The 25,789-nt window shown below is 68.0% G+C and carries 21 protein-coding genes and 1 other RNA gene; 15 read left to right on the top strand and 7 right to left on the bottom strand.

Annotated features, from left to right (window positions below):
• Positions 1 to 200: 200 nt before the first annotated feature.
• Positions 201 to 3,362 carry an ATP-dependent helicase gene (locus ACZL02_RS10305; RefSeq protein WP_472937121.1) on the bottom strand — a complete coding sequence of 1,054 codons (3,162 nt, stop codon included), beginning with the start codon at positions 3,360 to 3,362 and terminating at the stop codon, positions 201 to 203.
• Positions 3,363 to 3,575: 213 nt separating this feature from the next.
• Between ACZL02_RS10305 and ACZL02_RS10300 the strand changes: the two genes are divergently transcribed.
• The 4 genes from ACZL02_RS10300 (at position 3,576) to ACZL02_RS10285 (ending at position 10,810) form a co-directional block, all read left to right on the top strand.
• Positions 3,576 to 4,454, top strand: a complete 879-nt coding sequence (locus tag ACZL02_RS10300; RefSeq protein WP_472937122.1) for a dienelactone hydrolase family protein — start codon at positions 3,576 to 3,578, stop codon at positions 4,452 to 4,454.
• Between the two features lie 9 nt (positions 4,455 to 4,463).
• Positions 4,464 to 4,955, top strand: coding sequence for a cupin domain-containing protein (locus ACZL02_RS10295; protein ID WP_472937123.1), 492 nt, complete (start codon positions 4,464 to 4,466; stop codon positions 4,953 to 4,955).
• An 82-nt stretch (positions 4,956 to 5,037) separates the two neighbouring features.
• A complete protein-coding gene (locus ACZL02_RS10290) occupies positions 5,038 to 6,453 on the top strand; it encodes an FAD-binding oxidoreductase (RefSeq protein WP_472937124.1) in 1,416 nt (471 codons plus the stop codon).
• A 169-nt stretch (positions 6,454 to 6,622) separates the two neighbouring features.
• Positions 6,623 to 10,810 carry an AsmA family protein gene (locus ACZL02_RS10285; protein WP_496258425.1) on the top strand — a complete coding sequence of 1,396 codons (4,188 nt, stop codon included), beginning with the start codon at positions 6,623 to 6,625 and terminating at the stop codon, positions 10,808 to 10,810.
• Between the two features lie 311 nt (positions 10,811 to 11,121).
• On the opposite strand, the gene ACZL02_RS10280 is transcribed toward ACZL02_RS10285, so the two are convergent.
• The 4 genes from ACZL02_RS10280 to ssrA form a co-directional block, all read right to left on the bottom strand.
• Positions 11,122 to 11,394, bottom strand: a complete 273-nt coding sequence (locus tag ACZL02_RS10280) for a ribbon-helix-helix domain-containing protein (RefSeq protein WP_472937125.1) — start codon at positions 11,392 to 11,394, stop codon at positions 11,122 to 11,124.
• 9 nt (positions 11,395 to 11,403) lie between these two features.
• A complete protein-coding gene (locus ACZL02_RS10275; protein WP_472937126.1) occupies positions 11,404 to 11,676 on the bottom strand; it encodes a DUF4169 family protein in 273 nt (90 codons plus the stop codon).
• 8 nt (positions 11,677 to 11,684) lie between these two features.
• Positions 11,685 to 12,266: an SspB family protein gene (locus ACZL02_RS10270; protein ID WP_472937127.1), complete on the bottom strand. Its 582-nt coding sequence runs from the start codon at positions 12,264 to 12,266 to the stop codon at positions 11,685 to 11,687.
• A 56-nt stretch (positions 12,267 to 12,322) separates the two neighbouring features.
• Positions 12,323 to 12,717: a transfer-messenger RNA gene (ssrA, locus tag ACZL02_RS10265) on the bottom strand.
• A gap of 62 nt (positions 12,718 to 12,779) precedes the next feature.
• On the opposite strand from ssrA, the gene ACZL02_RS10260 reads away from it, so the two are divergent.
• The 7 genes from ACZL02_RS10260 (at position 12,780) to ACZL02_RS10230 (ending at position 19,452) form a co-directional block, all read left to right on the top strand.
• Positions 12,780 to 13,574: a thymidylate synthase gene (locus tag ACZL02_RS10260; RefSeq protein WP_472937128.1), complete on the top strand. Its 795-nt coding sequence runs from the start codon at positions 12,780 to 12,782 to the stop codon at positions 13,572 to 13,574.
• A gap of 71 nt (positions 13,575 to 13,645) precedes the next feature.
• Positions 13,646 to 14,233, top strand: a complete 588-nt coding sequence (locus ACZL02_RS10255; protein ID WP_472937129.1) for a glutathione S-transferase family protein — start codon at positions 13,646 to 13,648, stop codon at positions 14,231 to 14,233.
• Entirely contained in the window at positions 14,230 to 14,736 is a 507-nt protein-coding gene (locus ACZL02_RS10250; protein WP_472937130.1) for a dihydrofolate reductase, read from the top strand. The genes ACZL02_RS10255 and ACZL02_RS10250 overlap by 4 nt, the downstream gene beginning before the upstream one ends.
• Positions 14,737 to 14,925: 189 nt before the next feature.
• Positions 14,926 to 16,131 carry an FtsH protease activity modulator HflK gene (gene hflK / locus ACZL02_RS10245; RefSeq protein WP_472937131.1) on the top strand — a complete coding sequence of 402 codons (1,206 nt, stop codon included), beginning with the start codon at positions 14,926 to 14,928 and terminating at the stop codon, positions 16,129 to 16,131.
• On the top strand, positions 16,131 to 17,267 hold the full coding sequence (gene hflC / locus ACZL02_RS10240; RefSeq protein ID WP_472937132.1) for a protease modulator HflC: 1,137 nt from the start codon (positions 16,131 to 16,133) through the stop codon (positions 17,265 to 17,267). The genes hflK and hflC overlap by 1 nt, the downstream gene beginning before the upstream one ends.
• A 198-nt stretch (positions 17,268 to 17,465) precedes the next feature.
• Positions 17,466 to 19,055: a Do family serine endopeptidase gene (locus tag ACZL02_RS10235; RefSeq protein WP_472938111.1), complete on the top strand. Its 1,590-nt coding sequence runs from the start codon at positions 17,466 to 17,468 to the stop codon at positions 19,053 to 19,055.
• A 4-nt stretch (positions 19,056 to 19,059) separates the two neighbouring features.
• Positions 19,060 to 19,452 (top strand): thiol-disulfide oxidoreductase DCC family protein, encoded by a 393-nt coding sequence (locus tag ACZL02_RS10230; RefSeq protein WP_472937133.1) that lies wholly within the window; start codon positions 19,060 to 19,062, stop codon positions 19,450 to 19,452.
• 80 nt (positions 19,453 to 19,532) lie between these two features.
• Here the strand turns inward: ACZL02_RS10230 and ACZL02_RS10225 are convergent, their stop codons facing one another.
• Both ACZL02_RS10225 and serB read right to left on the bottom strand, forming a co-directional pair.
• Positions 19,533 to 20,099, bottom strand: coding sequence for a GNAT family N-acetyltransferase (locus tag ACZL02_RS10225; RefSeq protein WP_472937134.1), 567 nt, complete (start codon positions 20,097 to 20,099; stop codon positions 19,533 to 19,535).
• On the bottom strand, positions 20,096 to 20,962 hold the full coding sequence (gene serB, locus ACZL02_RS10220; RefSeq protein WP_472937135.1) for a phosphoserine phosphatase SerB: 867 nt from the start codon (positions 20,960 to 20,962) through the stop codon (positions 20,096 to 20,098). Before serB ends, ACZL02_RS10225 begins: the two co-directional genes overlap by 4 nt.
• A gap of 7 nt (positions 20,963 to 20,969) precedes the next feature.
• Between serB and miaA the strand changes: the two genes are divergently transcribed.
• From miaA to ACZL02_RS10200, 4 genes are all read left to right on the top strand, one after another.
• Positions 20,970 to 21,926, top strand: a complete 957-nt coding sequence (gene miaA / locus ACZL02_RS10215) for a tRNA (adenosine(37)-N6)-dimethylallyltransferase MiaA (protein WP_472937136.1) — start codon at positions 20,970 to 20,972, stop codon at positions 21,924 to 21,926.
• A 35-nt stretch (positions 21,927 to 21,961) separates the two neighbouring features.
• Complete coding sequence (locus ACZL02_RS10210; RefSeq protein WP_472937137.1) at positions 21,962 to 22,744, top strand: GGDEF domain-containing protein; 783 nt, start codon at positions 21,962 to 21,964, stop codon at positions 22,742 to 22,744.
• Between the two features lie 99 nt (positions 22,745 to 22,843).
• Positions 22,844 to 23,650 carry a DUF1206 domain-containing protein gene (locus ACZL02_RS10205; protein ID WP_472937138.1) on the top strand — a complete coding sequence of 269 codons (807 nt, stop codon included), beginning with the start codon at positions 22,844 to 22,846 and terminating at the stop codon, positions 23,648 to 23,650.
• 279 nt (positions 23,651 to 23,929) lie between these two features.
• Complete coding sequence (locus ACZL02_RS10200) at positions 23,930 to 25,705, top strand: acetolactate synthase 3 large subunit (RefSeq protein WP_472937139.1); 1,776 nt, start codon at positions 23,930 to 23,932, stop codon at positions 25,703 to 25,705.
• Positions 25,706 to 25,789 lie beyond the last annotated feature (84 nt).

Here is a 25,789-nt window from a genome sequence, read left to right as displayed (position 1 = left end):
TGAACAAGCTTGACGACGGCAGCTTCGTGCCGAGGTAGTTTTACGACTAGTTAGGTCAGGACATGATGAGTCGTCGCGCGAGCCACGGCGGATCGGCGGCCTTGTGTCGCTGCGCGGCGAGCCTGCATCGCCGCTTATCCGCTGTCGGCGAGCTTCTCCTCGAAGGACGGAGGAGCGCCGGCATCGCATCCTGCCGACCCTCACGCCCCCTGCACGTACCCGTCCAGCACGCGCTTCTGGCCCGCGCGGTCGAAGTCGACCGTCAGCTTGTTGCCCTCGACGACCGCGACGGTGCCGTTGCCGAACTTCAGGTGGAAGACGCGGTCGCCGATGGTGAAGCGGCTGGCCTCCTGGATGACGGATTTGGCGACCAGTTCGCCCTGGATCTCGCGCGGGCCGCCGGCGCGCGCGGCGGCATAAAAACCCTCGCGGGGTGGTGGCTGGTTGGAGCCCGGCGAGACGCTGCCGCGGGCCGGCGGCTGCATCCGGCCGGCAAAGCCGGTGGCGTCGTTGAAGCCGGGCTGGCCGCCGCTGCCGGCGGCGGTGCGGGCACTGGTGCCGCGCGTGCCGGGGGAGGAGCCGGCGGGGCGGCGCGAACCGGCGGGCGTGCCGCTGCCCTCGGCCGCACCGAACTCGTCGTCGTCGTCGGGTGGGACCTGCGAGAACTCGTGGTCCTCGAAGCCGGCCTTCTTGGCGCTCTCGGAGGCATAGCGGTCGGCCTTGACGGAAACGTTACTGCGCGGATTGGCGCCGGTCGCGCCGCGCTCGCCGTAGCTGATCGCGGTGTCCTTCGGGCCGGAACGGTTGCCCCAGGCGGTGTCGCGGCCGCCGGCGGCGCCGCCGCCTTGCTGGGCGCGCGCGGCTTGCGCCCGCTTCCAGCCGGGTGTCTGGTAGGAGGTGGTGGAGAAGGCGTCGGCGTCCCAGCGCGAGGCGCCGTAGCCGCCCATGCCGCCGGCGCCGTAGCCGCCATAGGAGGTCGACGGCTCCATCACCTCGACATGCGCCTCCGGCAGCTCGTCGAGGAAGCGCGAGGGGATGGTCGACTGCCAGAGGCCGTGGATGCGCCGGTTGGAGACGAACCAGATCTTCACCCGCTTCTTGCCGCGGGTGATGCCGACATAGGCGAGCCGCCGCTCCTCCTCGAGGCCGGAGCGGCCGCCGTCGTCGAGCGCCCGCTGGTGCGGGAAGAGGCCTTCTTCCCAGCCGGGCAGGAACACCGTCTCGAACTCGAGGCCCTTGGCCGAATGCAGCGTCATGATCGAGACGGCGTCGAGCTCGGCGTTCTGCTCGGCGTCCATCACCAGCGAGACATGCTCGAGGAAGCCGGGCAGGCTCTCGTAGAGGTCCATGGAGCGGATCAGCTCCTTGAGGTTTTCGAGCCGTCCCGGCGCCTCGGCGGAGCGGTCGTTCTGCCACATCTCGGTGTAGCCGCTCTCCTCGAGGATCATCTCGCCGAGGTCGGTGTGCTTCATCGTGGCGAGAAGGCCGGACCAGCGCTGGAAGTTGGCGACCACCTCCTGCAGTGATTTCCGCGGCTTCGGCTTGAACTCCTCGGTGGCGGCGACCTCCTCGGCGGCGGCCATCATCGGGATGCCGCGCGCCCGGGCATGGTCGTGCAGGAAGCGAATGGCGGCGTCGCCGAGGCCGCGCTTCGGGGTGTTGATGATGCGCTCGAAGGCGAGGTCGTCGGCCGGCTGCACGACGATGCGGAAATAGGCCAGCGCGTCGCGGATTTCCTGCCGCTCGTAGAAGCGCGGGCCGCCGATGACGCGGTAGTTGAGGCCGAGGGTGACGAAGCGGTCTTCGAACTCGCGCATCTGGAACGAGGCGCGCACCAGGATCGCCATGTCGTTGAGCTTGTGGCCCTGGCGCTGAAGCTGCTCGATCTCCTCGCCGACGCCGCGCGCTTCCTCCTCGGAGTCCCAGCCGGCGTGCACCTCGACCTTGTCGTCGGCCGGGTCGGACTTTTCGGTGAACAGCGTCTTGCCCAACCGGTCCTCGTTGTGCGCGATGAGTTTCGACGCCGCGCCGAGAATGTGGGCGGTCGAGCGGTAGTTGCGCTCCAGGCGAATGACGGTCGCGCCGGGAAAATCCTTGTCGAAGCGCAGGATGTTGTCGACCTCGGCGCCGCGCCAGCCATAGATCGACTGGTCGTCGTCGCCGACGCAGCAGATGTTGACTTGATTCTCGCTCGCGCTGTCGCCGCTGCGCGGCTCGCTCCGCGGGGGCGCGCCGCTAGGCGCGACGGCCGGTCGGCCTACGGGGGCTTCGCCCCACGGGGGAGGGATGTTTTCGCCGTCGTCGATAGGGGTATGGGCGAGGATGTCGGCGTAGCCTTCCGGATAGCCCTCCGGTGCGTTTTCCAGTTCCTCGTAAGCGTCGGGATAAGCCTCTGACGCGGCGGGTCCTTCCAGGGCGGTGCCGCCTGCGGCCGACGCGCTCTTCTCGACAAGTCGCTCTGCTGGATCGGGAGAGCGTTTGGCGGAAGGCTGCGCATCCGCGCGCCGCTTCGGGCGCTGCGCCAGCAGCCGCAGCCAGAGATACTGGGAGATGTTGGTATCCTGGTACTCGTCGACCAGGATGTACTTGAACCGCCGGTGGTAGTCGGCGAGGACGTCGGGATGCGCGCGGAAGATGGCGATCGGGTGCATCAGGAGATCGCCGAAATCGGTCGCGTTGAGCGCGACGAGGCGGTCCTGATAGGCTTGGTACAGCTCGCGTCCGCGCCCGTTGGCGAAGGCACGCGCGTCGCCCTCCGGAATGTCCTTCGGCGTCAGGCCCTTGTTCTTCCAGCCGTCGACGAGGCCGGCGAAGGCTCTGGCCGGCCAGCGCTTGTCGTCGAGCTTCTCGGCCTGGATCAGCTGCTTCATCAGCCGGATCTGGTCGTCGGTGTCGAGGATGGTGAAGTTCGACTTCAGCCCGACCAGCTCGGCATGCCGGCGCAGGATCTTGACGCCGATGGAGTGGAAGGTGCCGAGCCAGGGCATGCCCTCGACCGCGCCGCCGCCGACGAGGAGGCCGATGCGCGTCTTCATCTCGCGCGCCGCCTTGTTGGTGAAGGTCACCGCGAGGATCTGGCTGGGGAAGGCCTTGCCGGTGGCGAGGATGTGGGCGATGCGGGTGGTCAGCACGCGGGTCTTGCCGGTGCCCGCACCGGCCAGCACCAGCACCGGTCCTTCGGTCGCCTCTACCGCGGCGCGCTGTTCGGCGTTGAGGCCCTCGAGATAGTCCGGCGCCTTCGGACCGCCGCGGGCCGCCAGCGCGCGCGCCGCGATGCCGCCGGCGCGGGGGGCCGGGGGCCGGCTCTCGCCGTCGGGCCGGGACGCGCCGTCGGGCCGGCGGGGAATGCTGGAATCGCTCATGTCCCCTATCTAATCGGCTGTCCGCCGGAACACTAGGGGAACGCGGTCACACCTCGGTTCCCGCCGACCGCCGGCGAACGGGCGGCGATCTGCGACAACCCTTCGGACATTCGGTCGCGCTATCTGCGCCATCCCATCCAGATATTTGGTCGCGCCGTGGTTGATCCGGCGGGGTCAGCCTTTAAGCTGAGGGCCAGACGAGGGAGAGACGAGATGACAAAGACGCCCGCCATTACCCAGGCGATGATCAATGCCTATGACGAGTACACCCATCTGACGCTCGACCGACGGGGCTTCATGCAGAAGCTGACCGGCCTTGCCGGTTCGGCCGCTGCCGCCGCCGCGATCGCGCCGATGCTGGGGGCCTCCAACGCCGAGGCGGCGATCGTGCCGGAGGGCGATCCCGGCATCGAGACGTCCTGGGTCCTCTTCAGCGCCGGCGAGACCGAGATGAAGGCCTATCTGGCGCGGCCGAAGGATGCGGCTGGTCCGCTCCCCGGCGTCATGGTGATCCACGAGAACCGCGGCCTCAACGCGCATATCCAGGATGTGGCGCGGCGGCTCGCCAAGGCCGGCTTCGTGGCGCTGGCGCCGGACTTCCTGTCGGCGAACGGCGGGACCCCGCCGGACGAGGACAAGGCGCGCGATCTCATCGGCACGCTCGATCCCTCTGTGACCACGGCGCTCGCCAAGGACTCGGCGGACTGGCTGACGAAGGCCGACGGCGTCAACGGCAAGGTCGGCGCCGTCGGCTTCTGCTGGGGCGGCGGTCTCGTCAACGACCTCGCCGTCGCCGATCCGGCACTCGCCGCCGGCGTCGCCTATTACGGCCGCCAGCCGAAAGCCGAGGATGTGGCGAAGATCAAGGCTGCCGTCATGCTGCACTATGGCGGCCTCGACGACCGGATCAATGCCGGCATTCCCGCCTACCGCGATGCTCTCGAGAAGGCCGGCGTGGAGCACCAGATCTTCGTCTACGAGGGCGTCAACCATGCCTTCAACAACGACACGTCCGCCGCCCGCTACGACAAGGCGGCGTCCGATCTCGCCTTCGAGCGCACGACGGCATTCCTGAAGGCGAAGCTTACCTGAGGAGGGGCCATGCTGCACTATCTGCATCCCGATCCACTCGGCGAGATGCCGAACAGCACACTGCCGCTGATCGTCGCGGCGGGGGCTGTCGGCCCCGATCTGTCGGAGAATGCCGTCCACGATCTCCTGCGCAGCCACGGCTGGCAGGGGACATGGACGTATACGGTCTACGACTACTGGCATTATCACGCGGCCGGGCACGAGGTTCTCGTCTGCATCGCCGGGCATGCCCGCATCGGTTTTGGCGGCGATACCGGCGAGGAAGTGGAGATGACGCCCGGCGATGCGGTGATCATCCCGGCCGGGGTCGGGCACAAGCGGCTGTCCGCCTCGCCCGATTTCCAGGTCGTCGGCGCCTATCCGCCCGACCAGAACGGCGCCATCACCCGCGCCGGCGCGATGGCGCTGGTGGTTGCGGCGCGCTCGATCGGCCAGCTTGCGCTGCCGGCGATGGACCCGCTCAGCGGCGATGAGCCCGGTCGCCTCGCGGCGTGGCGGTAGCGGCAGAAACCCGCAGACCAAGGCTCTGGCGCGACCCTGCCGCTTTATGGCATGCCCGTCGCACGAAAGCAGGAGAACGGGCATGACACTGGCCGACATCAGGCGCGAAAGCGCGCAGCCTCGGACGGGAACGGCCGCGGCCGTGGCGGCCCTGAAGGACAAGTTCGGCGAACGCCTTTCGACCGGTGCGGACGTCCGCCGCGCCCATGCCCATACGACGACCTACATCCCCAACCAGATGCCGGACGCCGTGTTCTTCGCCGAGAGCGAGGAGGACGTGCGCGATCTCGTGCTGGTCTGCCATCAGCATTCCTGCCCCATCGTGCCTTTCGGCATCGGCTCGTCGCTGGAGGGGCACGTCAACGCGCCGCAAGGCGGCATCTCGGTCGACCTGTCGCGGATGGACCGCATCCTGCAGCTCAACCCCGAGGATTTCGACGTCACGGTTCAGCCGGGCATCACCCGCGAGGCGCTGAACGCCCAGCTGCGCGACACCGGCCTGTTCTTTCCGATCGATCCGGGCGCGAACGCCACGCTCGGCGGCATGGCCGCGACGCGGGCGAGCGGGACGAGCGCGGTGCGCTACGGCACGATGCGCGACAACGTGATCGGGCTGACGGCGGTGATGGCGGACGGGCGCATCGTGCGCACCGCGCGCCGCGCCAAGAAGACCTCGGCCGGCTACGACCTGACGCGGCTGATGGTCGGCTCGGAGGGCACGCTCGGCATCATCACCCAGCTGAACCTTAAGCTCTACGGAATTCCCGACACCATCCTGTCCGGCGTCTGCCCGTTTCCGAGCGTGCGGCAGGCCTGCGACGCGGTGATCCAGACGATCCAGGCAGGCATTCCGGTGGCCCGGATCGAGCTTCTGGACGCGCTCGCGGTTCAGGCCTCGATCAACTATTCGCAGATCGACTTGCCGCACTCGCCTTGCCTCTTCGTCGAACTGCACGGCTCGGCCGCATCGGTAGCGGAGCAGGCGGAGTTCTTCGAGGCGATCACCGCCGAGAACGGCGGCGGGGCCTTCGCCAGTTCGACGCGCACCGAGGAGCGCGCCAAGCTCTGGAAGGCGCGGCACGACTTCTACTGGGCCGGCATGACGCTGCGGCCGGGCGCCGAGGCGATCGCCACCGACGTCTGCGTGCCCGTCTCGTCGCTGTCGGACTGCATCGGCGAGACCCAGGACGACATCGCCGAAATCGGCATGATCGCGCCGATCGTCGGCCATGTCGGCGACGGCAACTTTCACGTGACGCTGCTGCTCGACCGCGAGAACCCGGAAGAGATCGACCGCGCGGAAGCCTTCATCGCCCGGCTGTCGCAGCGCGCGTTGAAGTTCGACGGGACCTGCACCGGCGAGCACGGCGTCGGCCAAGGCAAGCGCGGCTATCTCGCCGACGAGCTCGGAGAAGCGCTGGGGGTGATGCGGCAGATCAAGCAGGCGCTCGATCCGCGCAATATCCTCAATCCTGGCAAGATCTTCATGGCTGACTGAATCGACAAAGCCGCCGCATTCTGGCCTATCGTCACGGGAGCCCTGCGTTTAGCCGCCGGGCAATCGGATGGAGCGTCTGTCGCCGTGCGTCGCAGCGCCGAGATGATGTGTCGGGAAGCAGCGGCCTGAGGTCCGGAAGGATGGGGGTCGTTCAGCGGAGGAATGGACCCTGGTCAGAGCCTTTGTCGCGATCGGCGGGCTGCTTGTCGTCGCTCTGCTCGGCGTGTTGATTGCGCCCTGGTTCGTCGACTGGACGGCCTACCGCGCCGATTTCGAGCGCCAGGCGAGCCAGATCCTCGGCCAGTCCGTCACGGTGCGCGGCGAGGCGTCGGCCCGGCTGCTGCCGTTTCCAAGCGTGACCTTCTCCGACGTCGTCGTCGCCGATCCGGCCGACGGTACCAAGCCCTTGATGAGCATTGAGAAGTTTCGCATGGACGCGGAGCTTGCCCCCTATCTGTCGGGCGAGATCCGGATCTTTTCCATGCGGCTGGACCGCCCGAGGCTGCGGGTTCCGCTGGGCGCGGACGGGCGGCTCGCCTTCGTCGGTTCGCGCGCGGCCTTGCCGACCACCGCGCATGTCGTGCTCGAGGACGTCGAGGTCGTCGACGGCGCAGTCACGGTCGAGAACGGGCTGACCGGCCGCAGCTATGAACTCGCTTCGGTGGGGGGGCGGTTCTCGGCGAAGTCGTTGAGCGGTCCGTTCAGCGGGACGGGCACGCTGACCGCCGGCGGCAAGCCGCTGACTTTCGGCATCTCGTCCGGGCCGCTGCAGCCGGAGACCGGCCTGCCGTTCAAGCTGACGGTCGACTCGCCGGATCTCGACGCCAGCGTCGTCTTCGACGGCTCGGTCAATCTGGCGGAGCGCCGCCCGACGCTCGCCGGCAAGCTGCAGGTGGCGAGCCCGCTGCCGGTCGCGCTGCCGAAGTCGGTCGAGCCGTTCGCCGCCGCCGAGAAGGCGCCGATCCGCCAGGACGCGCCGGCGGTCAAGCTGCTGCCGCCGTTTGCGCTGACCTCGGCGATCGCCGGCACGCCCGATGCCGTGGCGCTGAGCGATATGCGCTTGGCTGCCGGCAGTGGCGAGGTTCCCTACATCCTCACCGGCAGCGGCAGTATCGGCCTGTCGCAGCTGCCGCATTTCGACCTCGACCTGAAGGGCGAGCAGGTCGACGTCGATAAGATCGCGGGCAAGGCCACCGCCCGGCCCGAGACGGTGACCTTCGACCAGCGGCTGGAAGCGGCGCGCGCGGTGTTTGCCGCGGTGCCGAAACCGAGGATTCCGGGGACCGTCAAGGTAGCGCTGCCGATCGTGGTCGCCGGCGACACGACGATCCGCGACGTCGCTTTCACCGTCTCGCCGACCGACACCGGCTGGTCGGTCGAGCGGTTTGGCGCCGAACTGCCCGGACGGACCCGAATGGAGGCGTCCGGTGTGATGACGCTCGACCGGGCGATCGATTTCAAAGGCGATCTCCTCGTCGCCTCGCGCCAGCCGTCGGGCTTTGCGGGCTGGCTGACGGGGACGGTCGATCCGGCCATCCGGGCCCTGCCGCAGGCAGGCTTCTCGGCCAAGGTCGAGCTCAGCCGGGAGGCGCAGCAGTTTCGCGATCTCGAGGTCGACGTCGGCGGCGATACGCTGCGCGGCAGCCTGGCGCGGAGCGGACCACGGCAGGACCGCGCTATGACGGCGGACTTCACCGCCGGCAGCATGGACCTCGACGCCTTGCTCGCGCTGTCGCGCCTCTTCACCGGCGAGGACGACACCTTGGCGCGGACCGATCGCCTCAACCTCAAGATCGCCGCCGGTCCGGTGCGCTATGCGGGCGCGACCGCCGCCCGGATCGACGCCGACATCGGCTATGACGGCCGCCAGCTGGCGATCCGCAAGCTGGCGCTCGGCGACGTCGACGGTGCCGACCTCAAGGTCTCCGGCGAGCTCGGCGATCTCGCCAGCGACATCGCCGGACGGCTGACCGTGGCGCTCGACGCGGCCGATCCGGAACGGCTGGTCGAAGCGCTGGTCCAGCGGCTGCCGCGCAGTCCGGCGCTGGAGGCGTTGCGGGTGCGGGCCCCCTCGCTCGGGCCGTTGAGCCTGCGCGGCGAGGTTCGAACGGTCGAGGACGCGCCGGGCGAGAAGCCCTCGCTCGCGGCCGACCTGACGGGCAAGGCCGCCGGAACCGACATCGGGATGCAGCTCTCGCTCGGAAATAGCCTCTATGCCACGGGGACCAACGGGCGTTTCGGGCTGGAGCTGAAGCTTTCCAATACCGTGCCGGCGACGCTGCTCGGCCAGCTCGGGCTGGAGACGCTGCCGGTACCCGCCCCGTCGCCGCTGGAGCTCGAGCTGTCGCTCTCGGCGGGGACCGCGGGGCCGGTGGCCGCGAGTGCGGCGTTGCGCGCGCCGGGGACCGATCTCAATGCCGAGGGCACGTTCGACCTTGCCGGCAGCGCCATCACCGCGGCCGATTTCGGCTTCACCGCCAAGAGCCAGGATTTGGGGCCCTGGCTGATCACCACGGGCGCCGCCATCGGCCAGTCGCAGCTCGATGCGCTGCCGATCGATCTCGGTGCGCACCTCGCCTTCGACGGCAAGACGCTGGCGCTGCGCAACCTCGCGGGTTCGGTCGCCGGCACCGAGGTTTCCGCCGAACTCGAAAAGGAGAGCGGCGGGCCGCTCACGGGCAACGTCTTCGCCCGTGACCTGTCGCTGCCCTGGCTCGCGGGTCTCGCCTACGGCCGCTCGCCGGAAGATGATGAAGGCGTGGCGGAAAACTTCTCTGCGCCCTTGCTGCCGCCGATCGAGATGGCGCTGGGGCTGACGGCCGAGCGATTGCGGCTGGTCGACGGTGTCGCGGCACGGGATTTCTCGGCGACCCTCGCCGCCACCGACGGGCAACTGGCATTCAAGAACCTGCAGGCGTCGGTTGCCGGCGGCTATGTCGCCGGCGAGGCGGTGCTGCGCAACGCCAACGGCATCGGCGGGCTCTCGCTGCAGGCCCAACTCAGCGGCATCGATGCCGGCGCCCTCGCACTGGGACGCGCGGGGGAAGATGACGATGCGGCGACAGAGGAGGACGCAACGGACGGACCCGACGCGGCTGTGGCAGGCGCCATCGACGCGACGGTAAAGCTCGACGGCACCGGGCAGTCCTATCGGGCGCTGGTCTCGTCGCTGACCGGCGCCGGCACGGTGAGCGTCAGCGACGCGTCCTTTGCCAGCGTGCGGCCGGGCATGTTCAGGCCGATCCTCAAGGCGGCGGACGCCGAGGGCTTCGTCCCCGGCGCCGACACCGCGTCGAGGCTCGTGGCGGACCTCGGGCAGGATGCGCGCTACCCGGTGGCGGCGGCGAAGACGAATTTCACCGTGGCGGGCGGCGTCGCCCGGTTCGCGGCGACCGCTCTGCCGGGCGACGGCGAGACGCTGACGGGCAGCGCCGCGCTCGACCTGAAGGACCTCAGCGTCTCCGCCGATCTGAGGCTCGACATGCAGGCCGGCGACGATGCGGTGGAGGGCGCGGCGCCCTCCATCCTCTACAGCCTGTCCGGTCCGATCGCGCGGCCTTTCCTGACGGCAGACGTGCAGCCGCTGGCGAGTTATCTCTCCGTGCGCGCCTATGAACGCGAGCAGGCGCGGGTCGAGGCCATGCAGGAGGCGCTGCAGGAGCGGCTGCGGCTGCGGCGCGAGGCGCGCTATTACCGCTGGCGCGAGACCAGTCGGCTCGCGGCGCAAGAGGCCGCGGCGGCCGAAGCCGCGCGCGAGGAGGTGCGGCTGAAGGAGGAGCAGGCGCGGGCCGAGGCCGCACGCGCCGAGGCCGAGAAGGCGGCGGCCAAGGCCGAAGCGGAACGCGCCGCGGCAGAAGCGGCTGCCAAGGCAAAGGCGGTGGCTGCCACTGCCGCGGCTGAAAAAGCCGCCGCAGCAAAGGCTTTGGCCGACCGTGTGGCCGCCGACAAAGCCGCCGCGGACAAGGCCGCGGCCGAGAAGGCACTGGAGGACCGGCTGGCGGCCGAGCAGCGGGACGCTGCGCAACGGGCAGCCGAAAAGGCGGCAGCGGCGGAGGCGGAAGCGGCGAGGGCCGATGCGGCTGCCCAGGCAGAACAGGAAGCCGCGGCCGCCAAGGCGATCGCCGAGGCGCGCCTGCGCGAGGCGGCACGCGCCGCAGCGCGGGCGACTGCCGCGCGAGACGAAAGTGGCGCGGCAGACCGTTCAGCTGTGGGCGAGGCGACCACGCCGCCGGAGCGGCGCACTCTCGACACCGGCCCGATCACCCGGCCGCTCGAACTCGTGCCGCCGACCCAGGAGCCGAGGGATTTCCCCTCACTCCCTGGCGTGAAGAATCCGTTGCAGTTCCCACAGAGGTGATGCGTGCATCGCTACAGGCTTGGGCGCTAAGTCGGGGGATGCGTAACTGTTTTTTTCCCCTTCGAAGAGATGTGACGCAGGTTGCCTCTCCCTCCTGAAAAAATATCGCTGCGGCGGGATGAGGTGAGGGGCCTGCGTCGAACTTGGCTGGGAATCCGCGGCCTGCAAACAGCGCCGAATGACCCTGATTAGGCTTCTGGCCGCTTCTCCGCGGTGGCAGACGATCGGCTTGCTGTCTGAGGCCTGAACGGTTGTCCCGGAGGGGAGCCCCCTCGCTGCGACGCCGGAGGACATGGCCTGTGGTCGCTGCCTCAGTCGCGCCCTGAAGCCTCTCCGGCGCTAGGCGTGGCTGGCCCGGCCGGGCCAGCTTCGCTTTGTGCGGCCAGCGCTTCGTCGAGCACGAACAGGCGGATGGCGGAGGAGAGGTTAGTGCCGGGTGTGCGGGCGGTGTCGATGCCGGCGACGAGGGCGGCGAGAGCCGTCTGCCGGTCGGCGGCAATCGCCTGCAGGCGTGCCCAGAACGCGTCCTCGATGCTGATCGACGTGCGGTGGCCGCGAATGCTGATCGAGCGCTTGACGATCATCGCCGGCTCTCAGTCGCCCGAGCGAATATCGGCCGGACGTTCGGTCGGCTCGCTGGAGCCAGGGGCGGTGTCGGCGCCGGTATCGGCAGACCCTGCATCTGGCGCTGGCTTCGCCAGCCTGCGGCTATCAAGACGCTGCGCCAGCGTCTCACGCTCGGTCTTAGCAGCCTCCCGCAAGCGCTTCGGGAGGCCGAAAGTGGTGCGGTTGGCATCGGCCTGATCGGCAGCCGAAGCACGGGCAAGCCGTTTGCGCGCCTGCCGAAGATTGACGATCTCGGCCATGCGCCGGCTCAGGTCTTCTTGCGGAACGCGTCCAGCGACACGACCTCGGCGTTCTTCTTCTCGGCAGCGGCGGGGGCGGGCTTATCTTCCGCCGGCGCGTCGCCCTGGTCCTTGGCACGTGCCTTGGCCGGAAGCTTCGCCGGCGCGGCGCGCGGCGTCTTCGGCACTTCCTGCAGGGCCGGCGGCGCGATCGAAACCGGCGCGTCCTCGCTCGATCCGTTGGCGGCCTCGACCTCGCGCACGTCGAACTCGAGCTCGAAGTTGACGGCGGGATCGTAGAAGCCGCGGATCGCCGCGAACGGGATCAGCAGGCGCTCCGGGATGTCGGAGAAGGAGAGGCCGACCTCGAAGGTCGTGTCGGTCACCGCGAGGTCCCAGTACTGGTGCTGGATGACGATCGTCATCAGCTCCGGATATTTTTCCCGCAGCCGCGACGAGATCCGCACGCCAGGGGCGGACGTCAGGAAGGTGATGAAGAAATGGTGCTCGCCCGGCAGCCCGGTCTTGATGACTTCGTTCAAGACCTTCCGGATGACGCCGCGCAGGGCATCCTGCGCGAGAATATCGTAGCGGATTAGATCCTGGCCCATCGTGACGCTCTGACTGCTCTTCTCGGGGGCTTGCCGGGACGGCGGGCCCGTAAATCAGTGGAGGCTTCTGTTGCCAGGTGCCTCCGAACCCCGCCTAGAAGTGCGAACCCCCAGGGCTTGTTTCGAAGCTATCGCACAGCCTTAGGCTGCGAGACGTGCTTCCGCATAGTTGTCATTGGCAACTACTATATAGCCCGATGACGGTGGTACCATGCCGAGCAAAAGTTCGATCTTTACACCCTCGTCGATCCTATTTCGCCCCCGCCTCAACCCTTCGAGAGGAGGATCAGTCCTCGAAATCTCGAGGATATCTCCGCCGCAGAAGGGCTCAGGTGGAGGCGCCGGGTACCGCCCCCGGGTCCGAATGGCTTATTTCATCGTCCGTTTATCGCTATAGCCGGCTTGCACCGGCGAGACGAATATAGGCAGTTCCCGGGCATCTGAAAAGGCCGAAAGCGCCAAGCCATTCCGAGGCGGCGAGATAGTCGCCTACATTTCGTTTCCGAGGTTTCGATGCGTGCCTATCTCGATCTCATGGCCGACGTTCTGGCTGACGGCGCCGACAAGGGCGACCGGACCGGCACCGGCACGCGTTCGGTGTTCGGCCGTCAACTTCGGTTTGATCTCGCCGCCGGCTTTCCGCTCGTCACCACTAAGAAGCTCCACCTTCGTTCGATCATCCACGAACTGCTGTGGTTCCTGAAGGGCGACACCAACATCGCCTATCTCAACGCCAACGGCGTGAAGATCTGGGACGAGTGGGCGGATGCGGACGGCGAACTCGGTCCGGTCTACGGCGCACAGTGGCGGTCCTGGCCGGACTATCATGGTGGCCACATCGACCAGATCGCCGGCGTCGTCGAGGCCATCAAGCGCAACCCGAACTCGCGCCGGCTGATCGTCTCGGCCTGGAACCCGGCCCTCGTCGACGAGATGGCGCTGCCGCCTTGCCACTGCCTGTTCCAGTTCTACGTCGCCGACGGCAAGCTGTCCTGCCAGCTCTACCAGCGCTCGGCCGACATTTTTCTCGGCGTGCCGTTCAACATCGCTTCCTATGCGCTGCTGACGGCGATGATCGCCCAGGCGACCGGATACCAGCCCGGCGAGTTCATCCACACGCTCGGCGACGCGCATCTCTATGCCAACCATTTCGAGCAGGCGCGGCTGCAGTTGACGCGGGAGCCGCTGCCGCTGCCGCAGCTTCGGTTGAACCCCGAGATCACCGATCTCTTCGCCTTCGGGTTCGACGATATCGCGATCGAAGGCTACCAAGCGCACGACAGCATCAAGGCGCCGATCGCCGTCTGAGAGCTCATCGGGGGCTGGTTTCGAAATTCGTTCTGGCGCAATTTCCGAAGCCTGACGCCGGGAGAAACGCGATGCTGACCCTTATTCATTCGCCGCAGTCGCGCTCGACGCGCTTTCTCTGGCTGCTGGAGGAGCTTGGGGCGACTTACGATGTCCGCCATGTCGGCATTCGCCGCATGGACGGTTCCGGCGCGCGCGATCCGGCCAACCCGCACCCGGCGGGGCAGGTGCCGGCGGTGTTGCACGACGGCGCGGTGATCTCGGAATCCAGCGCCATCGCGCTGTACCTCACAGATCTCTTTCCTGAATCCGAGATGGGACGGCCGATCGGCCACCCCGAACGCGGCGCCTACCTGACGTGGCTCGCCTATTATGCCGGCGTCCTCGAACCCGCGGTGACCGCGCGGCAATTGCAGATCGCCGCGCCGGGGTCGCTCTTCGCCAGACAGTTCGACGAGCTCGGGGAAAGGCTGCAGGCGACCCTCTCACGGCACGACTATCTGCTCGGCGACACCGTTTCGGCTGCCGACATCCTGGTCGCCAGCGTCATGCAGTGGTCGGCCGCGCTGATGCCGGATCTCGAGGTCCTCCGGGCGCATGCCGAGCGGATGTCCGCCCGCCCGGCCTTGGCGCGGGGCCTGCAGCGGGACGCGGCGTGACCCGACTGGTCGCCGTCGTCGCGATGGCCGAAAACAACGTCATCGGCCGGGATGGCGAGATGCCGTGGCGCCTGGCGACGGACCTGCGCCGGTACCGCCAGCTCACCATGGGCAAGCCGATGATCATGGGCCGCAAGACCCTGGTCTCGATCGGACGGGTGCTGGACGGGCGGGATTCGGTCGTGCTGACGCGGAGCGCGACCTTGCCGATCGCCGGTGCCCACGCCGTCGCGACGCCGGAAGCCGCCCTCGCCGTGGCGGAAGAACTCGCCGGTCAACGCGGCGCCGACGAGATCGTGATCGCCGGTGGGGCGGAGATCTACACCCTGTTCATGGACAGGCTCGAGCGCCTCTACGTCACCCATGTCGAGGCGCAGCCGGAGGGGGATACGCTGTTTCCGGCCATCGATCCGCTGCGGTGGAAAGTCGTGCAACATGAGGATGTGGCTGCCGGCGAGCGGGACAGCGCGGCCAGCCGTTTCGTCATCTACGACCGGATCTGACGTCACCCCCAAACGCCCGTTAGCTGCCGCCTGGACGGCAGGCATCCGGTAACGATGACCGGCGGCGCGACCGGTAAAACCGCGTCCTCGCGTTGAAAGGGCTCAAGCCAGTTCCTATAAGGGTTTTGGACGAATGATCGACGATGCGGGGCAGTTCCCGTGTCCTTCATGTCAATCGAGAGGACATGCATGCCCTGGAGTAATCAGACCGGTGGTGGCGGCGGCTATAAAGGCAGTGGCAGCGGCGGCGGCGGCAACGGAAACGGCCCCTGGGGCCAAGGCCCGCGCCCCGGTAACAACGGCAAATCCCCCGATCTCGAGGAAATTCTACGGCGCGGCCAAGACCGTCTCCGGCGCGCCATTCCGGGCGGCGGCGGCGGTCGCGGTGGTCCTCCCGGCGGGGCTGCGAGCGGCGTTGCCTTCGGCGGCCTCATCCTCGTGGTGCTGGCGCTGATCTGGGTCTTCAACGCGGTTCATACCGTGCAGCCTGGCGAATACGGCGTGAAGATCTTCCTCGGCAAGCCGCGCCAGGAACTCGCCAGCGAGGGCCTGAATTTCACCGCCTGGCCGCTCGAGACGTTCCAGACCGTGCCGGCCGTCGAGAACCAGCTGCGCATCGGCAGCGCCAGCCCGGATGGCTCCGGCGCCCTCGCGGGGCAGATGCTCTCGGGCGACCAGAACATCGTCAACGTCCAGTTCTCCGTGCTCTACCGCATCGACAATCCCCAGGCCTATCTCTTCAACGTCGACGACCCGCAGGGCATGCTCCGGCAGGTCGCCGAGAGCGCGATGCGTGAAGTCGTTGGCCGCCGGCCGGTCGACGAGGTGTTCCGCGACAACCGCGCCGGCATTGCCGAGTCGGTCCGCGCGATCATGCAGGACGCCCTCGACCGCTACGGTTCGGGCTTGCGCATCAGCGGCGTATCGATCGAGGACGCTGCCCCGCCGCAGCAGGTCGCCACCGCGTTCGAGGAAGTCCAGCGCGCCGGCCAGGACCAGACCCGCTTCGTCGAAGAAGCCAACCTCTACCGCAACCAGCAGCTGGGTGAGGCCCGCGGTCAGGCAGTGCAGATCCGCGAAGACGCGGCGGCCGAGCGCAACAGGCTTATCCAGGACGCGCAGGGTGAATCGCAGCGCTTCACCGCCATTCTCGACGAGTACGAGAAAGCGCCGGAGATCACCCGCAAGCGGATCTTCCTCGAGACCATGGAAGGCGTCTACCGCGACGCCAAGAAGGTGATCATCGAGTCCGGCACCGGCGGCCAGGGCGTCGTGCCTTACCTGCCGCTGAACGATCTGCAGCGGCGCGGCGGCACGACCGTCGCCCCGAACGTCCCGAACCAAAACTACGGCTCGACCAGCACCGGCACGACCGCCAGCCAGGGAGCCAGCTGATGAGCAACCGTTTCTATGCCGGCCTTCTTGGTCTTGCCGTCGTCCTGTTCATCGTTTGGAGCTCGATCTTCGTCGTCAACGAGCGCGAGCAGGCGGTGGTCATCCGCCTCGGCCAGATCCAGCGGGTGATCACCGAACCCGGCCTCTACGCCAAGCTGCCCTTCGCCTTCGCCAATGCCGACATCGTCCAGATGCTGCCGGACCGCCTGCTGCGCTCCGACATCACCGATCTCGAGGTGCAGGTGTCGGGTGGTGCGCGCTATGTCGTCGACGCCTTCATGGTCTACCGCATCACCGACGCCCGCAAGTTCCGGGCCGGCGTCCAGGGCGGCCAGCTCGAGATCGCCGAGCAGCGGCTGCTGACGCGCTTCAACTCGGCGATCCGCGCCACCTACGGCAAGCGCAGCTTCGACGCGGCGCTCTCTTCTGCGCGGGCGGAAATGATGGTCGAAATCCGCGACCAGGTTCGGCCGGAAGCCTCGGCGCTCGGCATCAGCCTCGAGGACATCCGCATCAGCCGGACCGACCTCACCAGCGAAGTGTCGGAGAACACCTACCGCCGGATGGCGGCAGAGCGTCTGACCGAGGCCGAGCGGCTGCGCGCCGACGGCCAGGTCTCGGCCCGCGAGATCCGCGCTGCCGCAGAGCGTGAGTCGTCCGAGCTTCTCGCCGGGGCGCGGCGCGAGGCAGCCGTCCTGCAGGGCGGTGGCCAGGCCCAGCGCAACGCGATCTTCGCCGCTGTGTTCGGGCGCAACCCGGAGTTCTTCGAGTTCTATCGTTCGATGCAGGCCTACAAGACGGCGCTCGACGGCAACGGACCCTCGATGGTTCTGAGCCCGGACTCGGAGTTCTTCCGCTACTTCAAGAGCGATGGTGCGGCCGGCGCGACGGCCTCCGTCGCGGTGCCCCCGGGTGTCGCCGCCGCGGCCGCAGCAGCCGCTGCGGAAGCGGTGACAGTGCCGACTGCACCGGCACCGGATGCGCCGGCACCCGCAGGCGCGCCCGCCGAATTGCAGGCACCTGCGCCCAATACGCCGGCGCCTGCAGGTGCAGCGGCTCCAGCCGACGCACCGCCTGCCGCCGGAACGCCGGCGCCTGCGCCCGCAGAGGCGCCGGCCCCGGCGCCCGCACAGTAAGCTTTCATGCCGGGCGGCTCCAGCCGCCCGGCATTTTCATTTGAGGGTTGCCGGACGGGTCACGTGCGCGGTGCAAAGCCGTGAAGAGGCCGTAATCTTCTTGCTTCGGCCATGATTTTCCGTTTGCCTCGATCGGGTGCGCAAGGCGCGATCTCCGGGGCCCATGCCGGTGACGGCCCGGGCGCGACAACCACGGGAATCGCCATGTCCGACCGCCGCCCGCTGCATGCCCTGACGGGTCTCCTACTCCTTGGCCTCGCATTGCCCGCCGGCGCGCAAGGGGTGATCGCGCCGCCGCCCGAGGGCCAGAGGGTAGCCCCGCAGCCGCCGGTCGCCGACACGGTCAATCCCGCCGCACCCGGTGTTCCCGCGACACCCCACCGTTCGCATGGACCGGAATCGGTTGCCGATGTTGCCGAGCCGCTGCTCGACGCCGTGGTGAACATCTCGACCTCCCAAACCGTCGAGGGTTCCTCGCGCAACGTGCCGCGGCTCGAGGCGCCCGAAGGCTCGCCGCTGCAGGACTTCTTCGACGATCTCCTGAAGGACGGCGACGGCAGCGATTCCCGCAAGGTGCAGTCGCTGGGCTCGGGCTTCGTCATCGATCCCGCCGGCTACATCGTCACCAACAACCATGTCATCGCCGACGCCGACGAGATCACCGCCAACTTCGCCGACGGCTCCAAGCTCGATGCCGAACTGGTCGGCGTCGACACCAAGACCGACATCGCGCTGCTGAAGGTCGTGCCGAAGGCGCCGTTGAAGGCGGTGAGGTTCGGCGACTCCGAGAAGCTGCGGATCGGCGACTGGGTGATGGCGATCGGCAACCCCTTCGGGCTCGGGGGCTCGGTGACCGTCGGCATCGTCTCGGCCCGCGGCCGCAACATCAATGCCGGCCCCTACGACAACTTCATCCAGACCGACGCGGCCATCAACCGCGGCAATTCCGGCGGCCCGCTGTTCGACATGTATGGCGATGTCGTCGGCATCAACACCGCCATCATCTCGCCGACCGGCGGCTCGATCGGCATCGGCTTCTCCATTCCCTCGGTCATCGCCTCCAACGTCATCGGCCAGCTTCGGGAGTTCGGCGAGACGCGGCGTGGCTGGCTCGGCATTCGCCTGCAGGAGGTGACGGACGACATCGCCGAGGGGCTCGGCCTGCCGGCCGCCAAGGGTGCGCTGGTCATGGGCGTCGTGCCGAAGGGACCCTCCGACAACGGCCTGCTGAAGGTCGGCGACGTCATCGTCACCTTCGACGGCAAGGACATCCTGACTTCGCGCGACCTGCCGCGCATCGTCGCGGAGACGCCGGTCGGCAAGAAGGTCGTGGTGAAGCTGCTGCGCAAGGAGGCCAAGACCTCCGATCCGGTGCAGTCGATCGACGTCGACGTGACGCTCGGCCGGCTCGAGGACGGCGAGAAGCTGATGAGCGACGAGGACAAGGCGGACACCGAGGACAGCCAGCCCGGCGCGAAGGCCGAGGAGGGGGTCGAGGTGCTCGGCTTGTCCCTGGACGAGATCGACGAGGCGGCACGCACCAAGTTCGGGCTCGGCGCCGATGTTTCAGGCGTCGTGATCACCGCCGTCGCGCCGTCGTCGGGTGCGGCCGAAAAAGGGATCGAGCCCGGCATGGTCATCCGGGAGGTCGCGCAGGAGCAGGTGGCGAAGCCCGCCGACATCGCCAAGAAGATCGCCAGCCTGAAGACCAGCGGCCGCAAGAACGCCTTGCTGCTCCTGGCCACCGCGACGGGCGAACTGCGCTTCGTTGTGGTGCCGATAGACTGACGTCGTGACCCCAGCGGCGCCATCCGGGGCTGAGTTCGCTCGGGTCACCTGTCCGCGGATCGTCTTCGATAGCGACTGCGTGCTGTGCAGCGGCATGGTCGCGTTTGTGCTCCGCTTCGAACGCGATGCGGCGCTGCATTTCGTCGGGGCCTGGTCGCCCGAGGGCGCGCGGCTCGCCATGGCCCATGGGCTCGCGTCCGAAGACCTCGATGCGACTTTTCTGGTCGTGGTGGGAGAGAGGGGCCTGACCCGGTCGGATGCGGCGATCGAGATCAGCCGGCACCTGAAGGCGCCTTGGCGCTGGCTCGGGGTCTTGCGCATCGTCCCGCGATCCTGGCGTGACGGCGCTTACGACCTCATCGCACGGCGACGCTATCGCTGGTTCGGTCGGCGCTAGAACTGCACGTTGGTGCCGCCGGACCAGCGCCACCGCTTTGCTGGCGTCGGGGAGCGCGGACCTGCGCTTCGTTCAGTCGTCTAGTTCTGGTTCGGCGCAAGCGCCGACCATTGCGCCCGAGAAAGGCGATAGAGCTTGTGGCGGACGAGATGGGGATGGGTCGCGGGATCGACCTTGGGATGGTCGAAATCGGCAACCCGCTCCAAGCCGAGGCGCAACATCACCGCTTCCGAGGCGATATTGTCGACGACGCAGAAGCTGACGATCTCGCCGATGTCGAAGCCAGCAAAGGCGAAGTTGCGGCAGGCGCGGCCGGCCTCGGTGGCGAAGCCTTTGCCGCATTCCTCCGGCAAGAGCCGCCAGCCGATTTCGACCCCCGGGGCGCGGGGCATATTGGCATCGAGCCGGGCCGTGCCGGCCAGGCCGACGACCCGCCCGTTTTCCTTTGCCTCCAGGGCGAAGAAGATCATGCCGGTGAGGTCGAGCACGGCGTTGAAGCGGTCGAGGGCGGCATCGGCTTCGACGCGGTCGCGGCGGAACGGGTAGAAACGCATCACCGTTTCGTCGCTGTTCAGCCGGTGAAACACAGCCCGGTCGCGATCCGTCCAGCGGCGGACGATCAGCCGCTCGGTCTCGAACGGGATCATCCGACGAAATCGGTCGCCGCGTAGCCCTGGAGGAAGAGCAGCGCGGTAAGGTCGCCATGGTCGATCCGGTGCGGGGCGGCGGCGGCGACCGTTGGCTTGGCGTGGATGGCGACGCCGGTGCCGGCGATCCCGATCATGCCGAGGTCGTTGGCGCCATCTCCGACGGCCAGCGCATCGGCGGGGGTCAGGCCGCGCATCGCCGCGATCTGACGGAGCGCCTCGACCTTAGCCTCGCGGCCGAGGATCGGCGCTTCGACGGTGCCGGCGAGATGGCCATCGGCGATGTCGAGGCGGTTGGCGCGGTTCTCGTCGAAGCCGAGGCGGGCCGCGATGACCGAGGTGAAGGCGGTGAAGCCACCCGACACCAGCGCGGCATAGGCACCGTTGGCGCGCATCGTGGCGACGAGCGTGGCGCCGCCGGCGGCCAGCGTGATGCGCGAGGCGATGACGTCGGCGATGACGCTCTCCGGCAAGCCCTTCAGCAGCGCGACGCGGGCGATGAGCGCCGGCTCGAACTCGATCTCGCCGTTCATCGCCCGCGCGGTGATCTCGGCGACCTCGGTTTTCAGCCCGACGAGGGCGGCGAGCTCGTCGATGCACTCTTCCCCGATCATCGTGGAATCCATATCGGCGATCAGAATCTGCTTGCGCCGACCGGCCGCCTCCTGCACCACGCAGTCGACCTTGGTGGCGGCCGCGAGGGCGCGGACCTCGTCCATGGCCGCCGCGGTCGGCGCTTCGGGCAGATGGATGTCGCAGGCGACGTCCGGCTGCAGCCAGGTCAGCGCACCGCCAAGGCTTTCCGCGACGTCGCGGGCGATGGGCAAGCTGTGCCGGGCGGAGATGAGCGTGACGACGAGCATGGCGCGAATGTCCCAACCAGCCGGACAAATCCGGTCGGTCCTGATAGCCGGGCCGACCGCGAGCGGCAAGTCGGGGCTGGCGGTACGGCTGGCCAGGGCGTTCGGTGGCGTCGTCGTCAACGCCGATTCCATGCAGGTCTATGAAGGCCTGCGGCTCCTGACGGCTCGCCCGTCCGACGCCGATCTCGCCGCCGCGCCGCATGCCCTCTACGGCCACGTGCCGCCGGATGCCGATTACAGCGTCGGTGCCTGGGCGCGCGACGTCGCGCCGCTGCTGGCGGCGCTTGCTGCCGACGGCCGGATGCCGATCATCTGCGGCGGCACCGGCCTCTACTTCAAGGCGCTGCTCGGCGGCATCGATGCCATGCCGGCAGTGCCCGATGCCGTCCGGACGGCCTGGCGCGCCCGCATGGCGAAGGAGGGGCCGCAAGCCCTCCATGCCGAACTCGCGCGGCGCGATCCGGAGACGGCAGCGCGACTGCGGCCAGGGGATCCGCAGCGGATCCTGCGGGCGCTGGAAATCCTGGCGGTCACCGGTGAGCCGCTGGCGGCGCTGCAGCGGGGAGCCGGCGCCCCGCTGATCGATGCGGGGTCGGCGCTGACGATCCTTCTGACCCCGCCGCGACCGGTTTTGCGCGACCAGATCCGCCAGCGGTTCGACGCGATGCTGGCAGCCGGTGCCCTGGCCGAGGCCGAAGCCTTCGCTGAAATCCCCGGTGCGCTCGCCGGGACGGCGGGCAAGGCGATCGGCGTTGCCGAACTCGTCGAACATCTGGCCGGGCGCCTCGATCTCGAGACGGCGAGGGACCGGGCGGTCACCCGCAGCCGGCAGTACGCCAAGCGACAGGAAACCTGGTTCCGGCACCAGTTCGACGGCGGCCGTCTGCAGCCGACCGAACAATTGGAGACCGATCTCGGCAAAGTGCTCCAAAACTTAAAGTTCAGTAAACCTTCAGGCAGCTAAGTCTCACCCGGGACGGCGGGGATGGCACGGGCGAGATGACATCGAGAAAAGTTGAGATTTCATTCGTCGTGCTCCTGGCGGTCATTATCGCTGCCGCGGTCCTCGTTTCGGAGATGGCGAGAGAGTTCGGCCGTCAGCTGGCAGTCTCCGGCGCGGTTCCGAACGGGGACTATGTCCGATTCCTTTTTCTCTCCATCGAGGGCCTGCTGATTACGGCCGCCATCGTTGCCCTCGTCTTCGTGTTGCCGTTCCTGCGGGCCCAGTCGCGCGAGCACGGCAAGCTCTCCATGCTGACCAGCGTCCTCCGGCGCCGCACCAAGGAGATGGAGCAGGCGGCTTTGACCGACGGGCTGACGGGACTGGCGAACCGTCGCCATTTCGACGACTCCCTGGACCAGCAACTCGCCGCCTTCGACAAGAGTGCCGAGCCGCTGGGCCTGATGATCCTCGATCTCGACCACTTCAAGGGCATCAACGACACCCACGGCCACGATGTCGGCGACGAGGTCCTGCGCAAGGTCTCGAAATGCCTGATGGACTACACGCGCCATCACGACACCGTCGCGAGACTGGGCGGCGAGGAATTCGCGGTGGTCGTCCCGAACATGAGCCCGCGCGATCTCGGTGACTTCGCCGACCGGCTGCGGCTCGCCGTCGAGCGGCTGCGGATCCAGTCGGGCAACGTGCGGCTGCGCATCACCATGTCCATCGGCCTTGCCGAGGCCAGGCCGGGCGAGAACGCGGCATCGCTCTACAAGCGCGCCGACATCAACCTCTACAACGCCAAGCAAGCCGGCCGAAACCGCATCTGCGCCTGACGATATCGGTCGGCGCCGGAACCGATCCGCCGACAAGCGGTTCCGGCCGACCATTGTCGAAACGCTGCCGGTTCTCCCTGCGGCAGCCGGGAACCTCAAATGTCCGCGACCACCGTCCTTCACCAGCACCGGCGTCCGATCGAGAAGGCAGCCCGTGCAGGCTATGTCGCGCGGGGCGCAGTCTACCTGATCATCGGCTACTTCGCCTTCAAGGCCGCCTATTCCACCGGGCGGGCGATGGGGTCGAAGGAGGCGATCAGCACCGTCTTCGGCTCGGCCGGCGGCATTGTTCTGCTTTCGGTTCTTGTTGTGGCCTTGCTGGCGTTCTCGCTCTGGCGCTTCCTGCAGGCCGGTCTCGATCCCGACCGGCACGGCACCGGGGCGAAAGGGCTGTTCGTGCGGACCGGTCTTCTGGCGAGCGGCGTGTCGTACGGTGCGCTGGCACTGTTTGCCGCGACGCTTGCCATCGGCGCCGGCTCCGGCGGAGGCGGGATCATGCATGACGGCATCGGCATGGCGTATGACGCAGGCTTCGGCCGGGCCCTGACGCTCTCCGCCGCGGCGGTCATGCTGGTGGCCGGACTGGCGCATATCTTCAAGGGCGTGACTGCGGGCTTTGAGAAGTACATGCGTTTTCCGGCCGATCGCAGCTGGCTGAAGCCGGTCTGCCAGGTCGGCCTCATGGCCCGCGGCGCGACGTTCCTGCTGCTCGGCTTTCTGATCTTCACCGGTGCTGTCTCCTATGCCGACAGCAAAACGCCAGGCCTTGGCACCGCGCTCGACGCAATGGCGGACTGGCGCTTCGGCTGGGCTTTCCTGGCCGCGACCGGGCTTGGCCTGATGGCCTTCGGCGTCTACGCGCTGGCCCAGGCGCGCTATCGCCGCATCGACGTGTCTGCCGGATAATCCGCGGATGTTCGACCGCTTGGCAGAGGGGCGTTGACGCGCCTCTACGTTGCGATTAACGTCTCCACCATGAGCAAGATTCTAGTCGTAGTACGAGGGCGCACACGCGAGACGGTCTAGGGACCGTCCGGCGAAAGCCACGTGTGCGCTGCCCAAGGCCCTTCAGGGGCCTTTTTTATTGCTCGCATTTTCCGCCTTTTAGCCACTTCGACGATCTCCCAGCGAAAACCCGGACTACGGGATGCAGCGGATCGAGCGACCAGGAAACGGACCGAAACGATGACTGCCGGACAACGTAAAATGACGGGCGCCCAGATGGTCGTGCAGGCGATGGTCGACCACGGCGTCGAGCATCTTTTCGGCTATCCCGGCGGAGCGGTGCTGCCGATCTACGACGTCCTGTTCCAGCAGGACGCGATCAAGCACATCCTCGTCCGGCACGAGCAAGGCGCGGGACACGCGGCCGAGGGCTATGCCCGCTCGACCGGCAAGCCCGGTATGGTCCTCGTCACCTCCGGTCCCGGCGCCACCAACATGGTGACGCCGCTGCAGGATGCGCTGTCCGATTCGATCCCGATGGTCTGCATCACCGGCCAGGCGCCGACCATGCTGATCGGTTCGGACGCCTTCCAGGAATGCGACACCGTCGGCATCACCCGGCCCTGCACCAAGCACAACTGGCTGGTGAAGGACGTCGAGGATCTCAGCCGCGTCCTGCACGAGGCGTTCCATGTCGCGACCACCGGCCGTCCCGGTCCGGTCGTCGTCGACATCCCGAAGGACGTCCAGTTCGCCACGGGCACCTACACGCCGCCGCAGCCGATCCATAGGCACGAGAGCTATCGGCCGCAGCTCGAGGGCGACCACGAACGCATCCGCGCGGCGATCGAGATGCTGGCGAATGCCAAGAAGCCAATCATCTATTCCGGCGGCGGCGTCATCAATTCCGGCCCGGAGGCGAGCCGCCTGCTGCGCGAGCTCGTCGCGGTCACCGGCTTCCCGATCACCTCGACGCTGATGGGGCTCGGCGCCTATCCGGCGTCCGGCGAGAACTGGCTCGGCATGCTCGGCATGCACGGCACCTACGAGGCGAACCTTGCCATGCATGACTGCGACGTCATGCTGTGCATCGGTGCGCGCTTCGACGACCGCATCACCGGCCGGCTCGACGCCTTCTCGCCGAACTCGAAGAAGATCCACATCGACATCGACCCGTCCTCGATCAACAAGATCGTCCGCGTCGAGCTGCCGATCATCGGCGATGTCGGGCGTGTCCTTGCCGACATGGTCTCCACCTGGAAGGCCGAGAGCCGACGCGCCGATCCCGAAGTGGCCGACTGGTGGGCGCGGATCAACGCCTGGCGGGGCCGCAACTGCCTGGCCTACAAGCAGAACGACCAGCTGATCATGCCGCAATACGCGATCCAGCGGCTCTACGAGCTGACCAAGGACCGCGACACCTACATCACCACCGAGGTCGGCCAGCACCAGATGTGGGCCGCGCAGTTCTATGGGTTCGAGGAGCCGAACCGCTGGATGACCTCGGGCGGCTTGGGGACGATGGGCTACGGCCTGCCGGCGGCGCTGGGCGTGCAGATCGCCCATCCCGACGCGCTGGTGATCGACATTGCCGGCGACGCGTCGGTGCAGATGACCATGCAGGAGATGTCGGCGGCGGTGCAGCACGATGCGCCGATCAAGATCTTCATCCTCAACAACCAGTACATGGGCATGGTCAGGCAGTGGCAGCAGCTGCTGCACGGCAACCGCCTGTCGCATTCCTACTCGGATGCGCTGCCGGACTTCGTGAAGCTCGCGGAAGCCTATGGCGGCGTCGGCATCCGCTGCGACAAGCCGGGAGACCTCGACGCGGCGATCCAGGAGATGATCGACGTGCGCCGGCCGGTGATCTTCGACTGCCACGTCGAGAACCTCGCCAACTGCTTCCCGATGATCCCGTCGGGCAAGGCGCACAACGAGATCCTGCTGCCCGACGAGGCGACGGACGACGCGGTCGCCAACGCAATCGACGCCAAGGGCGCTGCTCTCGTTTGAGGTATCGGGCACGCGCCGCCGAAAAGGTGGCGCGTGCCTTTTGCCGCCCGTCTCACGCCGCGCCGACCCGCGCCGCCAACGCAA

It is taken from the genome of Mesocryomonas fontinalis, assembly GCF_055730125.2.
The sequence above is the reverse complement of the archived record's forward strand: the minus strand, read 5'-3'. Positions and strand labels throughout refer to the sequence as shown.